The organism is Pseudosulfitobacter sp. DSM 107133 (assembly GCF_022788695.1).
GTDB lineage: Bacteria > Pseudomonadota > Alphaproteobacteria > Rhodobacterales > Rhodobacteraceae > Pseudosulfitobacter.
The window spans coordinates 1923216-1942293 of the sequence record NZ_CP085154.1; the positions used below are offsets into that span (position 1 = coordinate 1923216).

The following is a 19078-nucleotide window of genomic DNA, read 5'->3' on the forward strand; positions in this document are numbered from 1 at the left end:
TGGCTGCGCCCCTTTCTTGTTGCGGGGTGCATTTCGACGGCGCGGTTTTCTCCCGCCCTTCGCACCTTTCTACGGGCATGTGATTGAATGTCAGTCAAAAATCCACCGTCACCCGGTGGCTTTCGCGCGTCAGGCTCGCTTGGCTGAATTTCCGGTTGCCCTGCAAATAGCGTGGTCGTATCCATTGAATGTAAGGAAAAGACTTCCTGCTTAAAGGGAGGCGTTGTATCCTTTGAAGGCGCAGTAAAATCCGGCAAGACAAACGTGAACCGGGATTGGCAGGTGGTCGGCTATGGCTGAGCAGACGATCAATATCATCTCTGCAAACAACGTGAGCGTGATACGCGATCACGGGCAGAAACCTATAGACAGCAGTATCCTCAACGAAGCCCAGAACGGCGACGCATTTTCGTGGCGCGTGCCGCATGATCTCAGCTTTACCTTCTCATCGACAACAACAGGTATCACCTTTGACGATGCCGACGGCGTGCTGGGCGACGATCCCTATTCTGGGTCGAACGTTGTCGACCAAAGACTGACCCAACCGGTGACGATTGACGGCACCACCTATACCCCCAACTCTGAAACGGTGCGCTGGCAAACGCCGGCACCTGTGACCGTCGAAAACGAATACGAGGTGACACTCTACGATGATGTCGGCAACCAGTATCGCATGGTCGGGGTTTCGATCACGCAGGGGTATTCAACCCGCGTCGTCGGCGTGACCTTTGACGGTGCATTCCCGCCGCCCGGCACCACCTTGCATTACATTCAGGGCGTGTCGACCTATGCCGGAACCGGTCAGACGCTGGCACTTCCCAGCGCACCTGTGTGTTTTCTGGCGGGCACCCTGATCGAAACACCGGACGGGCCGCAAGCCATCGAGATCTTGAGGGTGGGTATGCAGGTGATGACGCTGGACGGTGGCGCGCAAGACATTCGCTGGATCGGCAGGAACGCGGTCTGCGGTCTGGGTAATCTGGCCCCGATCTGCATCAGGGCGGGTGCGCTGGAGAACCGGCGCGACCTGTTTGTATCTCCGAACCATCGTATTCTGCTGCGTTCGGGCATGGCCGAGCTGAGCTTTGGCGAGGGTGATGTTCTGGTGCCTGCCAAGGCGCTGGTGAATGGGACAACGATTGTGCGTATGCCAATGCTGCGCGCCGACTATCTGCACCTGATGCTAGAGGAACATGATCTGGTGTTTTCCGAAGGCATCGCCACGGAAACCCTGTTTGCGGGCAATGTCACCCTTAGTGTTCTGGGCGCTGAAGCGATGGCAGAGTTGAACCTGATTTTCCCCGATTTTCGAGACCTGCACCACAGCACAAGCCACATGGGGTTGACATTGCACGAGGCGCACTATCTGCGCAGCGTTTCCTGTTCCGGCGTCCAGGCGGTTCCTTTGGACGCAGGGTAAAACGCGCCTCGGGGCTTGCAACGGCTGTTTCGCGGGCGTTAGCTCGGCGCATGAAACCAAAGATCCTGACCACGCTTGCCACCTATGACCGCAGCCAATTCACCGATGATCTGATCGCGGGGGTGACCGTGGCAATGATCGCGCTGCCGCTCAGCCTTGCCATCGCCATTGCCTCGGGCGCGGCACCGGAAAAGGGACTGGTCACAGCGATTGTCGCGGGCTTCCTGATTTCGGCGCTTGGCGGCAGCCGTGTCCAGATCGGCGGCCCGACGGGGGCGTTTATCGTTGTCGTCTTCGGAGTGATTGCCGAACATGGCTATGACGGGCTGGTTCTGGCGACCTTTATGGCGGGGATCATCATGTTGATCGCCGGATACCTGAGGGCAGGCAATCTGGTGGCCTATGTCCCCGAACCTGTGATCAACGGGTTCACCATCGGCATCGGCATTATCATTGCCACCAGCCAGTTGAAGGATCTGTTCGGGCTGCAAACCGCGCAGGTGCCGGCCGAGTTTCTGGCCAAGATCGAAACCCTTTGGGCGGCGCGGGACAGCACAAGCGGGGTGGCGCTGGGGATTGGCGCATTAACCATGATCCTGATTGTCGCGCTGCGCCGCCTTGCGCCAAAGTTTCCGGGGTTGATCGTTGCTGTGGGGGCGACATCGGCGCTGGTGGCGTTGACTGCGCTGCCGGTCGACACGATCTATTCGCGGTTTGGCGCTTTGCCCAACACATTGCCGGTGCCTGCGCTGCCCGAAATCAGCATCGCACGGATGATCGAATTGCTGCCGTCCGCCTTTGTCATCGCCTTCCTTGCAGGGATTGAATCGCTGTTGTCCGCGATGGTGGCCGACAGGATGATCGGGGGCCACCACCGACCAAATGCAGAGGTTCTGGCGCAGGGCTTTGCCAATATCGGCTCGTCGCTGTTTGGCGGCCTGCCGGCTACGGGGGCGATTGCGCGCACCGCAACCAATGTGCGCGCCGGTGGCAAAACGCCGGTGGCCGGGATTGTGCATGCGTTGACGATCCTGTTGGTGATGCTGTTGGTTGCCCCATTGGCGGGTTATCTGGCCATGCCGGCACTTGCCGGACTGCTGATCCTGACCGCCTGGAACATGAGCGAACCGCACCGCTGGCGCGGCTATTTGCAAGAACGCCCCGCAGACCGCGTGTTGCTGGTGTTGACGCTTGTGCTGACGGTTTTTGCGGATCTGACCGTGGCGATCGGTGTCGGTGTCACGGTTGGCCTTGCCCTGAGACTGCGCAGTCAGGGGCGACGCGATGACTGGACACCGCCTGATCGTTAGGGTCTGGACCCATTAATCTTACGTTGTCAGCGGCAATTTCGCAAAATTTCAGTGGTTTGGGTCGTGCTGCCAATTAGGAGCGGCTGCCCAAACATGATAAAGACATTTCACAATCCTCGCACCAAGGCAGCACTCCGATGACCAATACCCTTCAACAACCCCGCTATCGTTGGGTGATCGTAGTGGCCTCGGCCCTGATCCTTGCCATTTCGATGGGGGCCATTGTGAACGGTATGTCGGCTTTTATCGTGCCCATGCAAATGCAGTTCGGCTGGCCACGCGGGGAGATTGCGCTGATCAATTTCGCGGGCATCATGGGGCTGGCGCTGGGTGGCCTGATCATGGGCCCGCTGGCGGATCGCAACGGCACGCGGCCTGTGGTTATGTTCGGCGTGAGCGTTCTGGGTCTGTGTTATGTGGCGGCGGCGTTCATGACATCCTTGTGGCAGTTCTATCTGTTGTTCTTTGTCGCCGGGTTCTTTGGCGCGGCGGCGATTTTTCCGCCGGTGATGGCCGCGGTTGGCAACTGGTTTTTCGTCGGTGCCGGCGTGGCCATTGGCATTGCCTCGGCGGGGCAGGCCCTGGGACAGGGCGGGGTGCCCTTCGTGTCGTCTTTCTTGATCAAGGCCCTTGGCATCAGCGGCGCTTTTTGGGCCACGGGCGTGTTTATGCTGGTGACCTTGCTGCCGCTCAGCCTTTTGTTGCGCCAGCCGCCTGTTGCCGGCGAGGCCCAGCGTCAGGCCAGCGCCGCCGAAGAAAATACACTTGTGCCGACCAACACCGTCATCATCACCATGAGCGCGGCAATCATCCTGTGTTGTACCTGCATGTCGACACCGCTGATGCATCTTGTTCCGCTTATCCAGGACTGTGGCTTTGCCGCCGAACAGGCGGGCAGCGTGATCTTTGTGATGCTGCTGGTGGCGATTGCGGGCCGTCTTGCCTTTGGCAAACTGGCCGACATGATCGGGGCTGTACCTGCCTATATGACGGCGACGGCGTGGATGACGGCCTTGGTCTTCGGATTTATCTACATCGACAGCCTTAGCATGTTTTACGTTTACGGGATCATCTACGGCTTTGGCTATGCGGGGGTGATGACGGGCGTGCTGGTGTCCTTGCGGGTTCTGATACCGCCGTCGCGGCGCGCCTCGGCATTGGGGATTGTCACGATGTTCGGCTGGTTCGGCCACGCGATTGGCGGCTATCAGGGCGGAGCGCTGTACGATCTGATGGGGAATTATACAGCCGCCTATGCGGTGGCGGCGATTGCGGGGGGTCTGAACCTGATCATCGTCAGCACCCTGTTGCGCAAGACACGCCGCGCGCAGATGGCGCGCGCTTAACGCCCCTTGCGGATGACAAAGACCTGCACCGCACCGTCAACATCTGCCGACACCAGTTCATGCCCCGCCTCGGCGCAGAAATGCGGCATGTCGATCACGGCGGCAGGGTCGTCCGCCTGTACGGTCAGCGTATCGCCCACGGCCAGCGGTTGCAGGCGTTTGCGGGCCTTGAGAACGGGCAGGGGGCACAACAGCCCCGTGGCGTCCAGCATGTGAGGATCATCAGTCATATCCCTGACTTAGGCGGGTTGTTTCAACCTGTCCACAAGGTTGTGACCAAAGGCCGCGTGACGGCGCTGTGCCAATGGCCTATGTCGAAGCCATGTACGGAATAGAGATCATCGACGCAGCCCTGCTGCCCGCCATGCTGGTTGCCCTTGTGGCCGGTATTTTCAGCTTTCTGTCGCCTTGTGTGCTGCCCATAGTGCCACCCTATCTGGCCTATATGAGCGGTGTGACCCTGAACGATATGGACAGCGTTGCATCGGGTCGGCGGCGTGCGGTGGTGGCGGCACTGTTCTTTGTCATGGGCCTCAGCACGGTGTTCCTGCTGCTGGGGTTCACCGCTTCGGCCTTTGGCGCGTTCTTCCTGCAAAATCAGGCGCTGTTTTCCAAGATTTCAGGCGTCGTGGTGATCGTTTTTGGCCTGCATTTTCTGGGTGTCTTCCGCATCCCCTTTCTGGACCAGGAGGCGAGGCTGGATGTGGGCGACCGGGGTGGGTCGTCCTTTGGTGCCTATGTGCTGGGGCTGGCCTTTGCCTTTGGCTGGACGCCTTGCATCGGCCCGCAACTGGGCGCGATCCTGTCGCTGGCCGCCTCCGAGGCGTCGGTGGCCCGTGGCACTGTTCTGCTGGGCGTCTATGCGGCGGGCTTGGGCATTCCGTTCCTGCTGGCCGCGATGTTTATCACGCGTGCCATGGGGCTGATGAACCGCATCAAGCGCCACATGAAACTGATCGAGCGGATCATGGGCGGGTTGTTGGTCGTCGTCGGTCTGGCCCTGGTCACCGGCGCGTTTACCTGGTTCAGCTTCTGGCTGCTGGAAACCTTTCCCGTTCTCAGCACTTTGGGCTGACGCTGGCGTAAAACCTGTCTAGACTGCCGTGCAAAGCAGGACGCAGGCCCGATGCAGGAACAACAAAAAACAGTGACCAGACGTCGGGTGTTCTACATCCCCGGCTATGATCCCATTCACCCGCGCCGCTACCGCGAGTTATACCGCAAGGAAGGCAGCGCGCAGGCCGAGATCAGCGGCTACCAGATCGGGCTGAAACCGCGCAAGTTCAACGGCAATTACGGCTGGCATGTGGATGCGGTCATTGATGGCACGGAGGTGGACGCCGATGTCGAAGTGCTGGTCTGGTCCGACATCGTGCGCGACAGCATGGCCACGTCGATCCCCGCGACCTATCTGCAACTTATCCGCACGGCTTGGGTCTATATCTCGACAGGGGCCTTGGGGCGTCTGATGAAGCTGCGCAAGGGGCCGATTATTGCGGCGCTTTATCCGGTGGGCATGTTGCTGGTGCAATTGGTGCTGGCGGTTCTGCTGGCGTGGGCCGTGTTCACATGGGGCTTTCGCGCGATGGACTGGGCGATGCAGGCGGCGATGGGGCCGCACATGTTGGGGCCGCTTTTCGGACTGCGGTTGATCCTGTGGGGCGCATTGGCGCTGGGGACGGCGATCTGGCTGCTGCGGTGGTTCAAGAAACAGGACGGCAAGTTCTTTGCCTATTACCTGATGCACGACTATGCGTTTTCCGCCGCATCACGCGGGGCGAATCCGCCCGAGCTTGAGGCGCGCATGGCCGTATTTTCCGACAGCATCGCGGCGTCGCTGCAATCCGACGTCGACGAGGTTCTGGTCGTCGGCCATTCCTCGGGCGCACATCTGGCGGTGTCGATCCTGTCCGACCTGATCCGCGCGGGCAGGGTGCCCGAACATGGTCCGCAACTGGCGTTCCTGTCTCTGGGGCAGGTGGTGCCGATGGTGTCGTTCCTGCCAGACGCGCACCGGCTGCGCGGCGATCTGCGGTTTCTCAGCATGACCGATGCGCTGACATGGGTCGACGTGACCGCCCCCGGCGACGGCTGTGCCTTTGCGCTGTGCGATCCGGTGGCAGTATCGGGTGTGGCCCCTGACGGGCAACGCTGGCCGCTGGTGCTGTCGGCTGCGTTCACCCAAACGCTGAGCCCCGCCCGCTGGCAAGAACTGCGCTGGCGGTTTTTCCGGCTGCATTTCCAGTATCTCTGCGCTTTTGACCGGCCCGGTGATTATGACTATTTCCAGATCACCGCAGGCCCGCGCCTGTTGTCCGAACGCTACGCCACCCGCGTCCCGTCGAAATCGCGCATCGTGGCGGCCGTGTCGAAATACACCTCTGTGGCCGCATGATCCAACCACCCAAACCCCCGAGCCGACCGGACAAGGTTTCGCTGTGGCGCTATGTGCGCCTGTTCCGGCGTGACCTGCTGTCGGCACAGCCCGCACGCCTGTACCGCGCCTGGATGGCTGAATTTCGCACGCCCTTCTTCCGGTCCTATCTGTTAAACCAGCCCGATCTGGTTGATCTGGTGCTGAAAGAACGCCCCGATGATTTCCCCAAGTCCGACCGCATCAGCGAAGGGTTGCGCCCGCTCTTGGGCAATTCGGTGTTCCTGACCAATGGCGAAACATGGAAACGCCAGCGCCGCATCATCGACCCCGCGTTTGAGGGCGGCCGGCTGCGCGATACATTCGCCGCCATGTGGGACGCCGCCGAGGCTGCGGCCACGCGTTTGGACAAGCGCGCAGGGCAAGTGGTCGAGATCGAGGCCGAGACCAGTCACGCCGCCGCCGACGTGATCTTTCGCACGCTGTTTTCGATCCCCATCGAACACGAAGTCGCCACAGAGGTCTTTGACGAGTTCCGCCGCTACCAGCGCGGCCAGCCGATCCTGAATCTGGCGGCTTTCATACCGCTGCCGCGCTGGATGCCGCGTCTGCACCGCAAATCCACGCGTGCCAGTGCGACGCGCATCCGCGATCTGATCACACGACTGACCCGTGACCGGATGGCGGCGATCACGGCAGGGACGGCCCCCGACGATCTGGCGACCAAGATCATGACCACCGCCGATCCGCAAACCGGCGAGACCTTTGACACCGAAGAAATGGTCGACCAAGTGGCGATCTTCTTCCTTGCAGGCCATGAAACCAGCGCTTCGGCGCTGGCTTGGGCGCTGTACCTGATGGCGCTGTATCCCGAATGGCAGGACCGGCTGGCCGCCGAGGCACAGGTGCTGGAACGCGCCGATTTCGCCGTTATGTCCAAACTGCGCCTGTCGCGGGACGTGTTTCGCGAAACCCTGCGCCTGTACCCGCCCGTGCCGATGATGGTGCGCGAGGCCGCATGCCCCGAACAGTTCCGCGACCGCGATGTGCCCAGGGGCAGCCAGCTTGTGCTCAGCCCCTGGCACCTGCACCGGCACGAACGGCTGTGGGACCGGCCCGATGACTTCGACCCTGACCGCTGGCACACCGAGAATGGCAAGACCTGCGCGCGCAATGCCTATATGCCTTTTTCTGCAGGTGCGCGTGTGTGCACCGGTGCGGGCTTTGCCATGGTGGAAGGGCCGCTGATCCTGTCGCGCATCCTGCGGGATTTTCGTGTCACGCTGACCGATGCACCGCCACCGGTGCCGGTCGCGCACCTGACTGTGCGCTCGCAGGGGGGTATTGCGCTGATACTGACCCGCCGCTGACATTCTGTTTGCGCTATCACATTCTAAGCCGCGCCCAGATGGGTTAACACCGTCCAAAGAATCAAATGAATTTCGGAGATTTCCATGTCCAAGACATCAGACCAACATGTACAAATGAACACAGGCGCTGGTTTTATCGCCGCGCTGGACCAATCTGGCGGTTCGACGCCGAAAGCGTTGGGGCTGTATGGCGTGGATTCCAACGACTATGACAGCGAAGAGGCAATGTTCGACGAAATCCAGAAGATGCGCGAGCGGATCATTCTGGCCGATGATTTCACCGGCAAGAAGGTGATCGGCGCAATTCTGTTTGAACGCACCATGGGCGAAAGCATCGACGGCAAAAAAGTGCCTGACTATCTGTGGGAAAACTGCAATGTGGTGCCCTTTCTGAAGATCGACAAAGGCTTGGAGGACGAGGCGGACGGCGTGCAGATGATGAAGCCGATGCCGACGCTGGACGCGACACTGCAAGCGGCGGCCAAAGCGGGCATTTACGGGACCAAGGAACGTTCAGTCATCAACACAGCCAATGCGGGCGGTATCGAAAAGGTCGTGGCGCAGCAGTTCGAAGTGGCGCGTCAGGTTATCGCGGCCGGTCTGGTGCCGATCATCGAGCCCGAGGTGAATATCCATTCAGAGAGCAAGGCCGAAGCCGAGGACATGCTGAAGGCGGCGATCCTGAAGCATCTGGACACCTTGGGGGACAGCGACAACGTGATGTTGAAACTGACCATTCCGAACGTGGCAGGGCTTTACGATGATCTGGCGGATCATGCGCGCGTCGTGCGGGTTGTGGCGCTGTCGGGCGGGTACAGCACCGATGTGGCTTGCGAGAAGTTGAGCCAGAATACCAAGATGATCGCCAGTTTCAGCCGTGCACTGACCGAAGGATTGCAGCGCGCGATGTCCGATGCCGAATTCAACACGGCACTGGGCACCAACATCGACAAGATCTACCGCGCGTCGATCTGAAGAAAGGGAAAATAGCGCGCTATTTTCCTTTCGGTTTTTCAGTCTGAAAAACCGTCAAAACAGGACGCGGATCGGTTCGTTGTTGCAAAAGACGATGAACTGACCCGCGTTCTCGATCGCATGATAGCCGCGTCGCTGCACTTCACGCAGAAACGCATCGCGGCCCACGTATCGTTCGATGTCGCGGATTTTTCGGCGGATGACCGCGCCGCGACGGGCCGCCTGCGTGCTGAAAATTTCCAGCACGTATCGGTCGGGGCTAAAGGGGCCGTGGGGGTGAAACTCTGACATTTTGCCAGATCAGCAGACCGTGGTTAACGTCCGGTTAATTCGTGGAAGACAAAGAGGCGTATCGACGAGGCAAGCCCCACATCCGGGTCGCGTGCATCGTCAATCTCGGCCGCCAGCGCATTGATCGGCTGGCCCCGCGTCGCGGCAATATCGCGGAACGCCCGCCAGAACGCCTCTTCCAGTGATACCGACGTGCGGTGCCCGTGCAGGGTCAGCGACCGTTTGACGGGCCGCCCGCTCATGACTCGCGTTTGTGGTTGTCCAGCGCGCGCACGGCCCTGTCGGCCTCTTTGCGCGCGCTGTCTTTCTGCGCCTTGGTGCGCCCGAATTTCACCGCATTTTCATCTGCCCGCGCGGATTTGGTGGCGCGGGCTTTGGCCTTGCGGGCCTTGTTCAGGTTTACCGGCGTGACCACAGGCTTACTTCGGCCCGATCATGTCTTCGGGGCGCACCACACGGTCAAAGGTTTCCGCGTCGACAAAGCCCAGCGCAATCGCCTCTTCTTTCAGCGTCGTGCCGTTCTTGTGCGCGGTCTTGGCGACCTTGGTGGCGTTGTCATAGCCGATGGTGGGGGCGAGCGCCGTGACCAGCATCAGCGACTCCTTCATCAGCTTGTCGATCCGCTCGACATTGGCTTGGGTGCCGACGACCATGTTGTCGGTAAAGCTGCCCGCCGCGTCGCCCAGCAATTGCATGGACTGGATCACGTTATAGCTCATCATCGGGTTATAAACGTTCAGCTCGAAATGACCTTGGCTGCCGGCAAAGCCGACGGCGGCGTCATTGCCCATTACATGCGCGCAGACCATCGTCAGCGCCTCGGCCTGCGTCGGGTTCACCTTGCCGGGCATGATCGACGACCCAGGCTCGTTTTCGGGCAGGATCAGCTCGCCCAGTCCCGAACGCGGACCCGAGCCCAGCAGGCGCATGTCGTTGGCGATCTTGAACAGCGAAGCGGCAACGGTTTTCAGCGCACCCGAGAACATGACCATCGCGTCATGGGCGGCCAGTGCCTCGAACTTGTTGGGCGCGGTGACAAAGGGCAGTCCGGTGATCCCAGCGATTTCTGCCGCGACCTTCTCGGCAAAGCCCTTGCGGGTGTTCAGGCCGGTGCCGACGGCTGTGCCGCCCTGGGCCAGTTCGTAGATGTCCGGCAGACAGGCCTCGACGCGCGCGATGCCCTTGGCGACCTGATGCGCATAGCCGCCGAATTCCTGGCCCAGCGTCAGCGGTGTTGCATCCTGCGTGTGGGTGCGGCCGATCTTGATGATGTCCTTGAATTCGTCCGACTTGGCGGCAAGGGCGGCGTGCAGCTTGCGCAGGCCCGGCAGCAGCGTGTCACGCGCGACCATGCCGATGGCCACATGCATCGCGGTGGGGAACGTGTCGTTCGACGACTGGCCCATGTTGCAGTGATCGTTGGGGTGAACTGGGGTCTTTGACCCCATCGCGCCGCCCATGATCTCGATCGCGCGGTTCGAGATGACCTCGTTCGCATTCATGTTCGATTGCGTGCCTGACCCGGTCTGCCAGACGACCAACGGAAAGTTGTCGTCGAACTTGCCGTCGATCACTTCCTGCGCCGCCTGGTCGATGGCCGGTGCCAGATCTGCATCCAGATCTCCGAATTCCAGATTCACCGCCGCGCAGGCTTTCTTGATCACGCCCAGCGCGCGCACGATGGCGACGGGCTGTTTTTCCCAGCCGATGGGAAAATTCATGATCGAGCGTTGCGTCTGCGCGCCCCAATATTTGTCCGAAGGGACTTCAAGAGGGCCGAAGCTGTCGGTTTCGGTGCGGGTTTGGGACATGAATAGGCTCCGGTCTGGTGAAATGTCACGCAGGGTGTACCGCCCCGACAGCGTTGGCGCAATTGAACAATGGCTGTGTTAGCGCCAGACTTGCGCAGCATTTGTGGTATCACGGCAAACTTGCCCTGCGCAGACGGTGATCGCCGCTTTCGCTCTGGCAGCGTGCGTCAGCGGGCCTATATAGAGAGAATGAAGGCGCTGGAATGTGCGCGACACCGACCCGAGAGGACACCACATGACGCGAGCCATCGCTGCCAACCGACTACGGATCGTGCCACAGGTGCATTCGATGGTAGCGCTGACCCTTGTTGTCCTGATGGCATTTGCTATGCCGGCGCGCGCGGATATCACCCCGTTCATCGGCACCTACACAGGCTCTGCCGATGTCCTGTCGGCGGATGGAACCGTGCAGCCGCGCGACATGAGCGTGGAGATAGGCAAGAACGCAAAAGGCTTTACCGTCAGTTGGACCTCGACCCGCACCCGTGCCGATGGAACCGCGAAATCAAAATCCTATGTCATTCGTTTTGTGGCCAGTGAGCGCGCAGGAATCTTTTCCGCAGCCATGGGGCGCAACGTGTTCGGACATGACGTGCAACTGGACCCCATGCAGGGCGAACCCTATGTCTGGGCTAAGCTGAAGAACGATACGCTGTCGGTCTATTCTCTGTTTATCACCGATGAGGGCGGATATGAAATTCAGCAATTCGACCGGACATTGGTCGATGACGGGCTGCGGTTGAAATTTCAGCGCCTGCGCAATGGTGTGCCGCTGCGCACGGTCAGCACCGTGTTGCGGCGCGAATAACGTCATCCACATGGGCGCTACAGGCGCGCTGGTTGCCCAGGATGTCTCGCACTGGCACCCATTCCGCCGCACTTGCGTCGTCGTTGGCAACCGGATCGCCGACGACATAGTCACAAAGCACTGCGGCCAGCAGAAAGTGAAAGCGCACGGCCCCGTCTGTGCCGGTTGTAATCACGTCAATGTTCTTGAGATAGCGCAGCGGATGGGCAGTCACCCCTGTCTCTTCATGCAACTCGCGCGCAGCAGCTGCCAGCGCGGTTTCTCCCAGCTCGACATGCCCGCCTGGAAATCCCCATAGTCCTGCGTCGGGTTCGTTTTTGCGTTGGACCAGCAGAACATGATCTGCACGGATCACAACAGCCAAGGCGGCCAGTTTGGGAGCTTGCGACATGGTTTCAGACTTTCGACAGGCCAGAAGCGCAAAGGCATGGGCAGACGTATCGGAATTCGGATCTGGCGTCTTGACGCTCTGGGCGCTGAAATCCTCTAATGTTTGCGGAAACTGTCCAGCGACACCACGTCGGCGTCTTTCTTGCCCGGTTCTTTCTTGGCATCTGTGTGATCTGTGTGCACGACCGGAGAGGGCACAACCTCGTGTTTTTCGTCTTCTGCTGTCGGTACCACCAGATCGTCGCCTTCGGTGGCGTCCTGGCTTTCAAAACGCAGACCGAATTCCACGGAAGGATCAACAAAGGTCTTGATCGCGTCATAGGGGATATACAGCGGCTCGGGCGCGTCACCGAAATTCAGAGTGATCGAGAACCCGTCGTCGGTCACTTCCAGCTTGTCGTACCAGTGTTGCATCACCACGGTCATTTCGCCGGGGTAACGGTCGGACAGCCAATCGGCCAGTTCCGCATCGGGATGGCTGGTGTCAAAGGTGATAAAGAAATGATGCGCACCGGGTAGACCGTTGTCTGCCACATCTTGCAAGACCTTGCGGATCAAGCCACGCATGGCGTCATGCATCAGATTGCCATAGTCAATATTGCGGCCCATGCGCGTGTCTCTTAACCCTCTGATTTTCGTTGTGGTCGATCATATAAGTTTTGCGACCAAGCGAAAGGGGTGTCCAGTATTATCCGACAATTGCGCCCGCCAGAAGACCGGCAATCGCAGTGACCGCCAGCGTTGCCGGCAGGGCCAGACGCATCCACAGCAAAAAAACGGCAGCCAGCGCGGTCAGCATCAGGGCCGTCAGATCCAGCGTCGCAAGATCGGGCAGGGGCATCGCGCCCTTGGTGTGCAGGGTTTTGAACAACACATGCAGCGCAAACCAGACCGACAGGTTCAGAATCACGCCAACCACTGCGGCGGTGATCGCTTGCAATGCTGCGGCCAGTCTGGGGCGGGCTGACAGGGCGTCCAGATAAGGACCGGCAAGGAAAATCCACAGAAAACAGGGGGTAAACGTCACCCACAGCGCCAGCCCCCCGGCCAGAATCGCCATACCCGGCCCGCCGTGGGCAAAGCCCGCCAGCAGCGCCACGAACTCGGTCACCAGAATCAGCGGCCCCGGCGTGGTCTCGGCCAGCCCAAGCGCGTCGATCATCTGACCTGTGTCGATCCAGCCGAAATCCTGCACCACGGTTTGCGTCATATAGGCCAGAACGGCGTAGGCCCCGCCAAAGGTGACCACCGCCAGTTTGGAAAAGAACAGGCCAAGCTGCAAAAGGAATGTGTGATCCAACGCCCAGACCAGCGCCAGCGGCGCAGCCCAAAGCAGGCCCCAGATCGCAATGGTTCTGATGGGGGTGCTGGTTGTAGGAGCAGGCATTGGCTGCGCTGCGACATCTTTCGCGCGCCAGGCCCCAAACAGGCCGGCGCCAAGGATCAAAAGAGGATAGGGCAGGCCAAAGACAAACAACCCGACAAAGGCCAGACCTGCCAGTGCCCAGGCCGACGGCGTTTGCAGCGCTTTGCGGCTGACCCGCAGCAGCGCCTGAACCACCACAACGATCACCGCCGCCTTGATGCCGACAAAAGCAGCCTGCACCAAAGGCAGCGCGCCGAAATAGACATAGCCCATTGCCAGCGCCATGATCACCGCAGCCCCCGGCACCACGAACAGCAGCCCGCCCAGCAGGCCCCCCGCGACCCCGCGCAACCGCCAGCCTGCATAGGTGGCCAGTTGCATCGCCTCGGGGCCGGGAAGCAACATGCACAGCGACAGCGCGCGCAGGTAATCCTGTTCGCTCAGCCATTTGTGGCGCTCGACCAGTTCGGAATGCATCAGGGCGATCTGTGCCGCGGGGCCGCCGAAACTCAGCAGGCCGATGCGTCCGAACACGCGGGTCATCGACACATAGCCTGGAGGGTTCGAACAGGACACCGCAACACTCCTTGCGCTGGGGCAAAGAACGCCCGTCTGGCGCAATCTGTGGCCAGCGGACAGGGCGCTGTCAACAGCGGCCAACAGGTGAAACCGTCGCGCAACGATGATGGGAAAATATTTGCAGGGGGAGGAAAGTGCAGGCTTCTGTTGCCAGGTGCCTGCGAACCCCGCCTTACACTGCTAGGCGCAAGGACTTAAGTTTCGATGTTGGTTACAGCTTACGCTGCAACTGCCATCGGAGCACGATTGTCATTTGCAATTGTACAGTTTTCGCCGATAACGGTGGCAGACAGCCGAAACAAAGCAAACCCTTTTAGACGTTCGTCGATCCTGTTTCGTCCCCATGATCCCCAAATGAAGGATGTTTGGTGGAGACGCCGGGTACCGCCCCCGGGTCCGATCCGCGTATTACGAGCGCGTTTATGTCCATAGTCCCGAAGGACACTTTGAATATAGGGCGGCATGTTGTGTCTTGCAAGGGGGGTGGCGAGAAATCAGCGGGTGATGTGGTGCATTAGAATTGCATCCCAGCATATTGTTTTCACTTGCAAATAGCTAGATCAATCAAGGTTGGCGGCAATCAACCACAGCGCCAGTGCCGCTTCGATCCCGCCGAAGACAAGCAGTTTTTTCATGGGTGGTTTGTCCAAAAACAACGACACAACCCGACCCGCAGCGGCCCCCGCATAGGCAAACCCAACCATCGCGTAGGCCAGCGGCGCATCCAAGCAAAGTGCCGCGAGGCCCGACACCACGAACAACCCACCGACCGAGGCCCGCATTTCGCTGAGGCCCATCGTACTGTTGGTCGGCGCCAGATCCAGAGTGTTGGCGGTATAGCGCGGGGCAATGAACCCGAACAGTCCGAAAACCACCGTGACAAGGGCAGCGATCACGTTGAGAATGTCGACCATACCGGGGGCTTTCGATCTGATGTTGGGTGATTGCCAAGATGATCCTGTCAGGCAGAAGGGCAAGGGCCGTTTTGCGGTTTGCATGTTCGCGCAGGCTCAGGCGACCTGCAACGTGGGGTCAAAGAGCTGTTTGCGCGTTTCTCTTTGTCTTGGGCTGGCATGTCTGGCAATTTCGCGGCACGCTGATTCAGGGTGCCAGAAACGCGCCCGTTCGACCGGAGGGGCGTCGGGGTGATCGACAAAAACTATGTAACGACGATGGCGCGCTATAATGCGTGGCAGAACACCCAGCTTACCGGAATCGTGACCAAAATGGACCGCGACGCGCTTGAGCTGGATCGCGGTGCGTTCTTCGGCTCGATCCTTGGGACGTTGAACCATCTGCTGTGGGGCGACCGGATGTGGCTCAGCCGCTTTGGCGCGGATGTTGACGCGCCCGCGCGCGGAGACACCACAAAACATACGCCGACCATCGCCGCGTGGAACGCCGAGCGGTTCCAGGTGGACGGCCGGATGAAAATCTGGGCGGCAAACCTGCGCAATGTGGATCTGGCCGGTGACCTGTCTTGGTATTCGGGCGGGCACGACGCGATGTTGACGCGGCCCATGTGGCTGTGCGTCGCACATTTCTTCAACCACCAGACCCACCATCGTGGTCAGGTGCATGCCATGCTGACCGCAGCCGGGCAGGCGGCCCCGGTCAGTGATCTGGTGTTTATGGACGACGTTGGGACGTGATCAACGGAAAGCGGAACGCGGGACCATAAGCCTGCGTTTGCGCTGAGAGTTCGGGACCGAGGGGCCAGCCCCTCGTGCACCCCGGGATATTTTTGAACCAGAGAAGGCAAAGGGCCTTCGGGAAGGACAGAGCGGTATGTTTGACGCATTGGTTGTGAACAAAGACGAGGACGGCAAGACTTCTGCGGCGGTGACGCAGCTTGGCCTGGACGATCTGCCAAACGGAGATGTTGTGGTGGCGGTCGAATTTTCGACGGTGAACTACAAGGACGGACTGTGCATCGGCCCGGGCGGCGGTCTGGTGCGGAACTATCCGCATGTGCCGGGGATTGATTTTGCCGGGACTGTCGAAAGCTCGCAAGACGCGCGATACAAGCCCGGCGACAAGGTCGTGCTGACCGGCTGGCGCGTGGGCGAGGCCCATTGGGGCGGTTATTCACAAAAGGCGCGGGTCAAGGCCGATTGGCTGGTTCCGCTGCCCGATGGGCTGGACACGCGTCAGGCGATGGCGGTGGGCACGGCCGGTTTCACCGCGATGTTGGCGGTGATGGCGCTGGAAGATCACGGGATCAAGAAAGGCCCGGTGCTGGTCACCGGAGCAGCGGGCGGCGTTGGTTCGGTTGCGACGGCCATTCTGGCCAACCTTGGTTATCAGGTGGCCGGTGTGACCGGACGGCCCGAGACTGCGGACTATCTGACATCCCTGGGGGCCACGCAGATTGTGGCGCGTGAGGAAATCAACGAAACGGTCAAGCGCCCGCTGGAAGGCGAGACATGGGGCGGCTGTGTGGACGCCGTGGGCGGTGCGATGCTGGCGCGTGTGCTGGGGCAGATGGAATACGGGGCCAGCGTGGCCGCCGTCGGTCTGGCGGGTGGTGCTGCATTGCCGGCGACGGTCATTCCCTTCCTGCTGCGTGGTGTGAACCTGCTGGGGATCGATTCAGTGATGCAGCCCTATGACAACCGCGTCCGGGCATGGAAACGCATTGCCAAGGACCTGCCGATGGACAAGCTGGAAGCCATGGTGCAACCCGCAACCCTGTCGGACCTGCCGAAACTGGGTGCCGATATTCTGAATGGTCAGGTCAAGGGCCGCGTCGTGGTGGATGTGAACGCATGAGCTACGACGATCAGAATATCTTTGCCAAGATCCTGCGCGGCGAAATCCCCAATGTGACGGTCTATGAAGACGACGACACGCTGTGCTTCATGGACATCATGCCGCGCGCCGACGGTCATTGTCTGGTGATACCGAAAACGCCGTGCCGCAACATGCTGGATGCAAGCCCTGCGCAACTGGCCGCCTGTATGAAGACGGTGAACAAGGTGGCCAATGCGGCGATGACGGCTTTTGACGCAGATGGCATCACTTTGCAGCAGTTCAACGAGGCCGCAGGCGGGCAGGAAGTGTTTCATTTGCACTTTCACATCCTGCCCCGGCATACGGGAACCGCCCTGCGTCCGCCGGGGAAAATGGGTGATATGGAAACCATCGCCGCCCATGCAAAAGCGGTCAGCGCGGCACTGACTGTCGGCCAATAATGACGCGCCTGTCCCAAAAGTGACGTGTCAAGCGTCATTTATTGAAGCAACGTGTTGCTACAAAGGGGGTGGGAGTTATGATTTAACTCCTAAGTCGAAAGAAAAAACGGGTATGTGGCGCCAAGCCAGCCATATGACCCGGCACACTTGGAGGGCACAGTAAATGTCAGAAAACGACAACCAAGGCATACCATCACCAGATGGTGCTGCCGATGTCATCGACACCGATTACGAGATCGGACAAGATAATATCGAAACCCAGATCGGACCTTTCGGTCTGGATATTCACAACCCCGTATTTGCCATTTCCGGCGCGGCTGTGGTGATCTTTGTTCTTTACACACTATTGATGCCGGAACAGGCATCCTCGGTGTTCAGCGCGATGTTCAGCTTCACAACCCACAACTTTGACTGGTTCCTGATTGGATCGGCCGACATTGTGGTTATTTTTGCACTGTTGCTGATTGTCACACCGTTTGGCTCGGTCAGATTGGGCGGGGCCGAAGCGGCGCCTGATTATACCTATATGGGTTGGTTTGCGATGCTGTTCGCGGCCGGCATGGGCATCGGCTTGATGTTCTATGGCGTGTCTGAACCGCTTTCACATTTCTCGTCCTCCTTTGGCGGAACAGCTGCGGAAAACGGGGTGCGTACCGATTGGGCACCTTTGGGCGCGGCAGGCGGAGACCAGGCCGCAGCGGTTCAGCTGGGCATGGCTGCAACGATCTATCACTGGGGTTTGCACCCTTGGGCGATCTACGCAATCGTGGCGCTGGCGCTGGCCTTGTTCACCTATAACAAGGGTTTGCCGCTGACGATCCGTTCGGCATTCTATCCGCTTCTGGGCGATCGGGTCTGGGGCTGGCCCGGGCACCTGATCGACATCATCGCGGTTTTTGCGACGCTGTTTGGTCTGGCGACATCGCTGGGTCTTGGTGCGACGCAGGCCAACGCGGGTCTGAATGAACTGTTTGGCGTGCCGGTTGGCGAAACCTCGCAAATTGTGCTGATCATCATCATCACCGCGATTGCCTTGGTATCGGTGCTGCGCGGCCTTGATGGCGGTGTGAAAGTGCTGAGCGAGATCAACATGGGGCTGGCTGCGTTGCTGGCCGTGTTCACGTTGATCGTTGGGCCAACTGTCTTCCTGATTACGTTCTTCTGGGACAGCCTGGTGGCCTATGTCGAGTATCTGCCCGCTTTGGCAAATCCGTTCGGTCGTGAAGACGTGAACTTTTCGCAAGGCTGGACCGCGTTCTATTGGGCGTGGTGGATCAGCTGGTCACCTTTCGTCGGCATGTTTATCGCCCGCGTCAGCCGGGGCCGGACCGTGCGTGAATTCATCGTTTGCGTTCTGCTGATCCCGTCGCTGGTCTGCGTCCTGTGGATGTCGATCTTTGGTGGCACCGCGATCCATCAGGTTCTGAACGACGGCTTCACCGGTGCACAAGATGCCGAACTTCCGTTGCAGCTGTTCCGTATGCTGGGCGAACTGCCTTTGGCGTCGATCACATCGTTCATCGGCATCGTGCTGGTGGTGGTGTTCTTTGTGACCTCGTCTGACTCGGGCAGCCTTGTGATCGACACGATCACGGCAGGCGGCAAGGTTGACGCGCCGGTGCCCCAGCGGGTGTTCTGGTGTGTGTTCGAAGGTGCGGTTGCGATTGCTCTGTTGCTGGGCGGTGGCCTTGCAGCGTTGCAATCCATGGTCATCTCGACGGGCTTGCTGTTCACACTGGTGCTGCTGGTCATGTGTTGGTGCATCTTCCGCGGATTGCAAAGTGAACGCGCCAACATGCGCTAAGCTTTGCCAACGGATCAAAGAAGGGCCGTCCTGTCGGGCG

Annotated in this window: 21 protein-coding genes and 1 other RNA gene; 12 read left to right on the forward strand and 10 right to left on the reverse strand. The window is 60.0% G+C overall.

All coding sequences use genetic code 11. The features are described from left to right. The first annotated feature begins 292 nt into the window (after window positions 1-292). The 3 genes from DSM107133_RS09415 (at window position 293) to DSM107133_RS09425 (ending at window position 4076) form a co-directional block, all read left to right on the forward strand. On the forward strand, window positions 293-1420 hold the full coding sequence (locus tag DSM107133_RS09415) for a Hint domain-containing protein (RefSeq protein WP_114292585.1): 1128 nt from the start codon (window positions 293-295) through the stop codon (window positions 1418-1420). 50 nt (window positions 1421-1470) lie between these two features. Continuing rightward, on the forward strand, window positions 1471-2730 hold the full coding sequence (locus tag DSM107133_RS09420) for a SulP family inorganic anion transporter (protein WP_114292586.1): 1260 nt from the start codon (window positions 1471-1473) through the stop codon (window positions 2728-2730). A gap of 137 nt (window positions 2731-2867) precedes the next feature. Next, a complete protein-coding gene (locus DSM107133_RS09425; protein WP_114292587.1) occupies window positions 2868-4076 on the forward strand; it encodes an MFS transporter in 1209 nt (402 codons plus the stop codon). Here the strand turns inward: DSM107133_RS09425 and DSM107133_RS09430 are convergent. Continuing rightward, window positions 4073-4306 (reverse strand): sulfurtransferase TusA family protein, encoded by a 234-nt coding sequence (locus DSM107133_RS09430; protein ID WP_114292588.1) that lies wholly within the window; start codon window positions 4304-4306, stop codon window positions 4073-4075. The genes DSM107133_RS09425 and DSM107133_RS09430 overlap by 4 nt on opposite strands. 92 nt (window positions 4307-4398) lie before the next feature. Here DSM107133_RS09430 and DSM107133_RS09435 point away from each other — a divergent pair, with 92 nt between their 5' ends. From DSM107133_RS09435 to DSM107133_RS09450, 4 genes are all read left to right on the forward strand, one after another. After that, complete coding sequence (locus DSM107133_RS09435; protein ID WP_114292651.1) at window positions 4399-5151, forward strand: cytochrome c biogenesis protein CcdA; 753 nt, start codon at window positions 4399-4401, stop codon at window positions 5149-5151. A 51-nt stretch (window positions 5152-5202) separates the two neighbouring features. After that, complete coding sequence (locus DSM107133_RS09440) at window positions 5203-6471, forward strand: hypothetical protein (protein ID WP_114292589.1); 1269 nt, start codon at window positions 5203-5205, stop codon at window positions 6469-6471. Further along, complete coding sequence (locus DSM107133_RS09445) at window positions 6468-7820, forward strand: cytochrome P450 (protein ID WP_114292590.1); 1353 nt, start codon at window positions 6468-6470, stop codon at window positions 7818-7820. The genes DSM107133_RS09440 and DSM107133_RS09445 overlap by 4 nt, the downstream gene beginning before the upstream one ends. An 84-nt stretch (window positions 7821-7904) precedes the next feature. Next, the gene (locus DSM107133_RS09450; RefSeq protein WP_114292591.1) at window positions 7905-8795 is read left to right on the forward strand and encodes a fructose bisphosphate aldolase; all 891 of its coding nucleotides are present in this window, start codon (window positions 7905-7907) and stop codon (window positions 8793-8795) included. A gap of 54 nt (window positions 8796-8849) precedes the next feature. Here DSM107133_RS09450 and DSM107133_RS09455 read toward each other — a convergent pair whose 3' ends face one another. From DSM107133_RS09455 to fumC, 4 genes are all read right to left on the reverse strand, one after another. Continuing rightward, on the reverse strand, window positions 8850-9041 hold the full coding sequence (locus DSM107133_RS09455) for a hypothetical protein (protein WP_345889584.1): 192 nt from the start codon (window positions 9039-9041) through the stop codon (window positions 8850-8852). Window positions 9042-9109: 68 nt separating this feature from the next. Next, the gene (locus DSM107133_RS09460; RefSeq protein ID WP_114292592.1) at window positions 9110-9328 is read right to left on the reverse strand and encodes a ribbon-helix-helix domain-containing protein; all 219 of its coding nucleotides are present in this window, start codon (window positions 9326-9328) and stop codon (window positions 9110-9112) included. Continuing rightward, window positions 9325-9501, reverse strand: coding sequence for a DUF4169 family protein (locus DSM107133_RS09465; RefSeq protein WP_114292593.1), 177 nt, complete (start codon window positions 9499-9501; stop codon window positions 9325-9327). Before DSM107133_RS09465 ends, DSM107133_RS09460 begins: the two co-directional genes overlap by 4 nt. Window positions 9502-9505: 4 nt before the next feature. Next, a complete protein-coding gene (fumC, locus tag DSM107133_RS09470) occupies window positions 9506-10897 on the reverse strand; it encodes a class II fumarate hydratase (protein ID WP_114292594.1) in 1392 nt (463 codons plus the stop codon). 235 nt (window positions 10898-11132) lie between these two features. Between fumC and DSM107133_RS09475 the strand changes: the two genes are divergently transcribed. After that, window positions 11133-11705, forward strand: coding sequence for a hypothetical protein (locus DSM107133_RS09475; protein WP_240310449.1), 573 nt, complete (start codon window positions 11133-11135; stop codon window positions 11703-11705). Here DSM107133_RS09475 and DSM107133_RS09480 read toward each other — a convergent pair. The 5 genes from DSM107133_RS09480 to DSM107133_RS09500 all read right to left on the reverse strand — a co-directional run bounded on the left by DSM107133_RS09480 (window position 11680) and on the right by DSM107133_RS09500 (window position 14954). Continuing rightward, window positions 11680-12096, reverse strand: a complete 417-nt coding sequence (locus DSM107133_RS09480; protein ID WP_114292595.1) for an NUDIX hydrolase — start codon at window positions 12094-12096, stop codon at window positions 11680-11682. The genes DSM107133_RS09475 and DSM107133_RS09480 overlap by 26 nt on opposite strands. 95 nt (window positions 12097-12191) lie before the next feature. Next, complete coding sequence (locus tag DSM107133_RS09485; RefSeq protein WP_114292596.1) at window positions 12192-12704, reverse strand: ClpXP protease specificity-enhancing factor SspB; 513 nt, start codon at window positions 12702-12704, stop codon at window positions 12192-12194. A gap of 79 nt (window positions 12705-12783) precedes the next feature. After that, the gene (gene chrA / locus DSM107133_RS09490; protein WP_114292597.1) at window positions 12784-14004 is read right to left on the reverse strand and encodes a chromate efflux transporter; all 1221 of its coding nucleotides are present in this window, start codon (window positions 14002-14004) and stop codon (window positions 12784-12786) included. A gap of 169 nt (window positions 14005-14173) precedes the next feature. After that, window positions 14174-14522: a transfer-messenger RNA gene (ssrA, locus tag DSM107133_RS09495) on the reverse strand. A 78-nt stretch (window positions 14523-14600) separates the two neighbouring features. Continuing rightward, window positions 14601-14954 (reverse strand): DUF4345 family protein, encoded by a 354-nt coding sequence (locus DSM107133_RS09500; protein WP_114292598.1) that lies wholly within the window; start codon window positions 14952-14954, stop codon window positions 14601-14603. A 231-nt stretch (window positions 14955-15185) separates the two neighbouring features. On the opposite strand from DSM107133_RS09500, the gene DSM107133_RS09505 reads away from it, so the two are divergent. The 4 genes from DSM107133_RS09505 (at window position 15186) to DSM107133_RS09520 (ending at window position 19038) form a co-directional block, all read left to right on the forward strand. After that, a complete protein-coding gene (locus DSM107133_RS09505; RefSeq protein ID WP_114292599.1) occupies window positions 15186-15692 on the forward strand; it encodes a DinB family protein in 507 nt (168 codons plus the stop codon). A gap of 136 nt (window positions 15693-15828) precedes the next feature. After that, window positions 15829-16812, forward strand: coding sequence for an acryloyl-CoA reductase (gene acuI / locus DSM107133_RS09510; RefSeq protein ID WP_114292600.1), 984 nt, complete (start codon window positions 15829-15831; stop codon window positions 16810-16812). Next, window positions 16809-17234: an HIT family protein gene (locus DSM107133_RS09515; RefSeq protein WP_114292601.1), complete on the forward strand. Its 426-nt coding sequence runs from the start codon at window positions 16809-16811 to the stop codon at window positions 17232-17234. The genes acuI and DSM107133_RS09515 overlap by 4 nt, the downstream gene beginning before the upstream one ends. A gap of 163 nt (window positions 17235-17397) precedes the next feature. After that, on the forward strand, window positions 17398-19038 hold the full coding sequence (locus tag DSM107133_RS09520) for a BCCT family transporter (RefSeq protein ID WP_114292602.1): 1641 nt from the start codon (window positions 17398-17400) through the stop codon (window positions 19036-19038). Window positions 19039-19078 lie beyond the last annotated feature (40 nt).

What these genes read in the sequence shown, in the direction of transcription:
- DSM107133_RS09460 (WP_114292592.1), bottom strand. Translation starts at nt 9,328, where the DNA reads ATGAGCGGGCGGCCCGTCAAACGGTCGCTGACCCTGCACGGGCACCGC.
- DSM107133_RS09415 (WP_114292585.1), top strand. Translation starts at nt 293, where the DNA reads ATGGCTGAGCAGACGATCAATATCATCTCTGCAAACAACGTGAGCGTG.
- DSM107133_RS09430 (WP_114292588.1), bottom strand. Translation starts at nt 4,306, where the DNA reads ATGACTGATGATCCTCACATGCTGGACGCCACGGGGCTGTTGTGCCCC.
- DSM107133_RS09485 (WP_114292596.1), bottom strand. Translation starts at nt 12,704, where the DNA reads ATGGGCCGCAATATTGACTATGGCAATCTGATGCATGACGCCATGCGT.
- chrA (WP_114292597.1), bottom strand. Translation starts at nt 14,004, where the DNA reads ATGACCCGCGTGTTCGGACGCATCGGCCTGCTGAGTTTCGGCGGCCCC.
- acuI (WP_114292600.1), top strand. Translation starts at nt 15,829, where the DNA reads ATGTTTGACGCATTGGTTGTGAACAAAGACGAGGACGGCAAGACTTCT.
- DSM107133_RS09425 (WP_114292587.1), top strand. Translation starts at nt 2,868, where the DNA reads ATGACCAATACCCTTCAACAACCCCGCTATCGTTGGGTGATCGTAGTG.
- DSM107133_RS09435 (WP_114292651.1), top strand. Translation starts at nt 4,399, where the DNA reads ATGTACGGAATAGAGATCATCGACGCAGCCCTGCTGCCCGCCATGCTG.
- DSM107133_RS09475 (WP_240310449.1), top strand. Translation starts at nt 11,133, where the DNA reads ATGACGCGAGCCATCGCTGCCAACCGACTACGGATCGTGCCACAGGTG.
- DSM107133_RS09515 (WP_114292601.1), top strand. Translation starts at nt 16,809, where the DNA reads ATGAGCTACGACGATCAGAATATCTTTGCCAAGATCCTGCGCGGCGAA.
- DSM107133_RS09445 (WP_114292590.1), top strand. Translation starts at nt 6,468, where the DNA reads ATGATCCAACCACCCAAACCCCCGAGCCGACCGGACAAGGTTTCGCTG.
- fumC (WP_114292594.1), bottom strand. Translation starts at nt 10,897, where the DNA reads ATGTCCCAAACCCGCACCGAAACCGACAGCTTCGGCCCTCTTGAAGTC.
- DSM107133_RS09520 (WP_114292602.1), top strand. Translation starts at nt 17,398, where the DNA reads ATGTCAGAAAACGACAACCAAGGCATACCATCACCAGATGGTGCTGCC.
- DSM107133_RS09420 (WP_114292586.1), top strand. Translation starts at nt 1,471, where the DNA reads ATGAAACCAAAGATCCTGACCACGCTTGCCACCTATGACCGCAGCCAA.
- DSM107133_RS09440 (WP_114292589.1), top strand. Translation starts at nt 5,203, where the DNA reads ATGCAGGAACAACAAAAAACAGTGACCAGACGTCGGGTGTTCTACATC.
- DSM107133_RS09450 (WP_114292591.1), top strand. Translation starts at nt 7,905, where the DNA reads ATGTCCAAGACATCAGACCAACATGTACAAATGAACACAGGCGCTGGT.
- DSM107133_RS09480 (WP_114292595.1), bottom strand. Translation starts at nt 12,096, where the DNA reads ATGTCGCAAGCTCCCAAACTGGCCGCCTTGGCTGTTGTGATCCGTGCA.
- DSM107133_RS09500 (WP_114292598.1), bottom strand. Translation starts at nt 14,954, where the DNA reads ATGGTCGACATTCTCAACGTGATCGCTGCCCTTGTCACGGTGGTTTTC.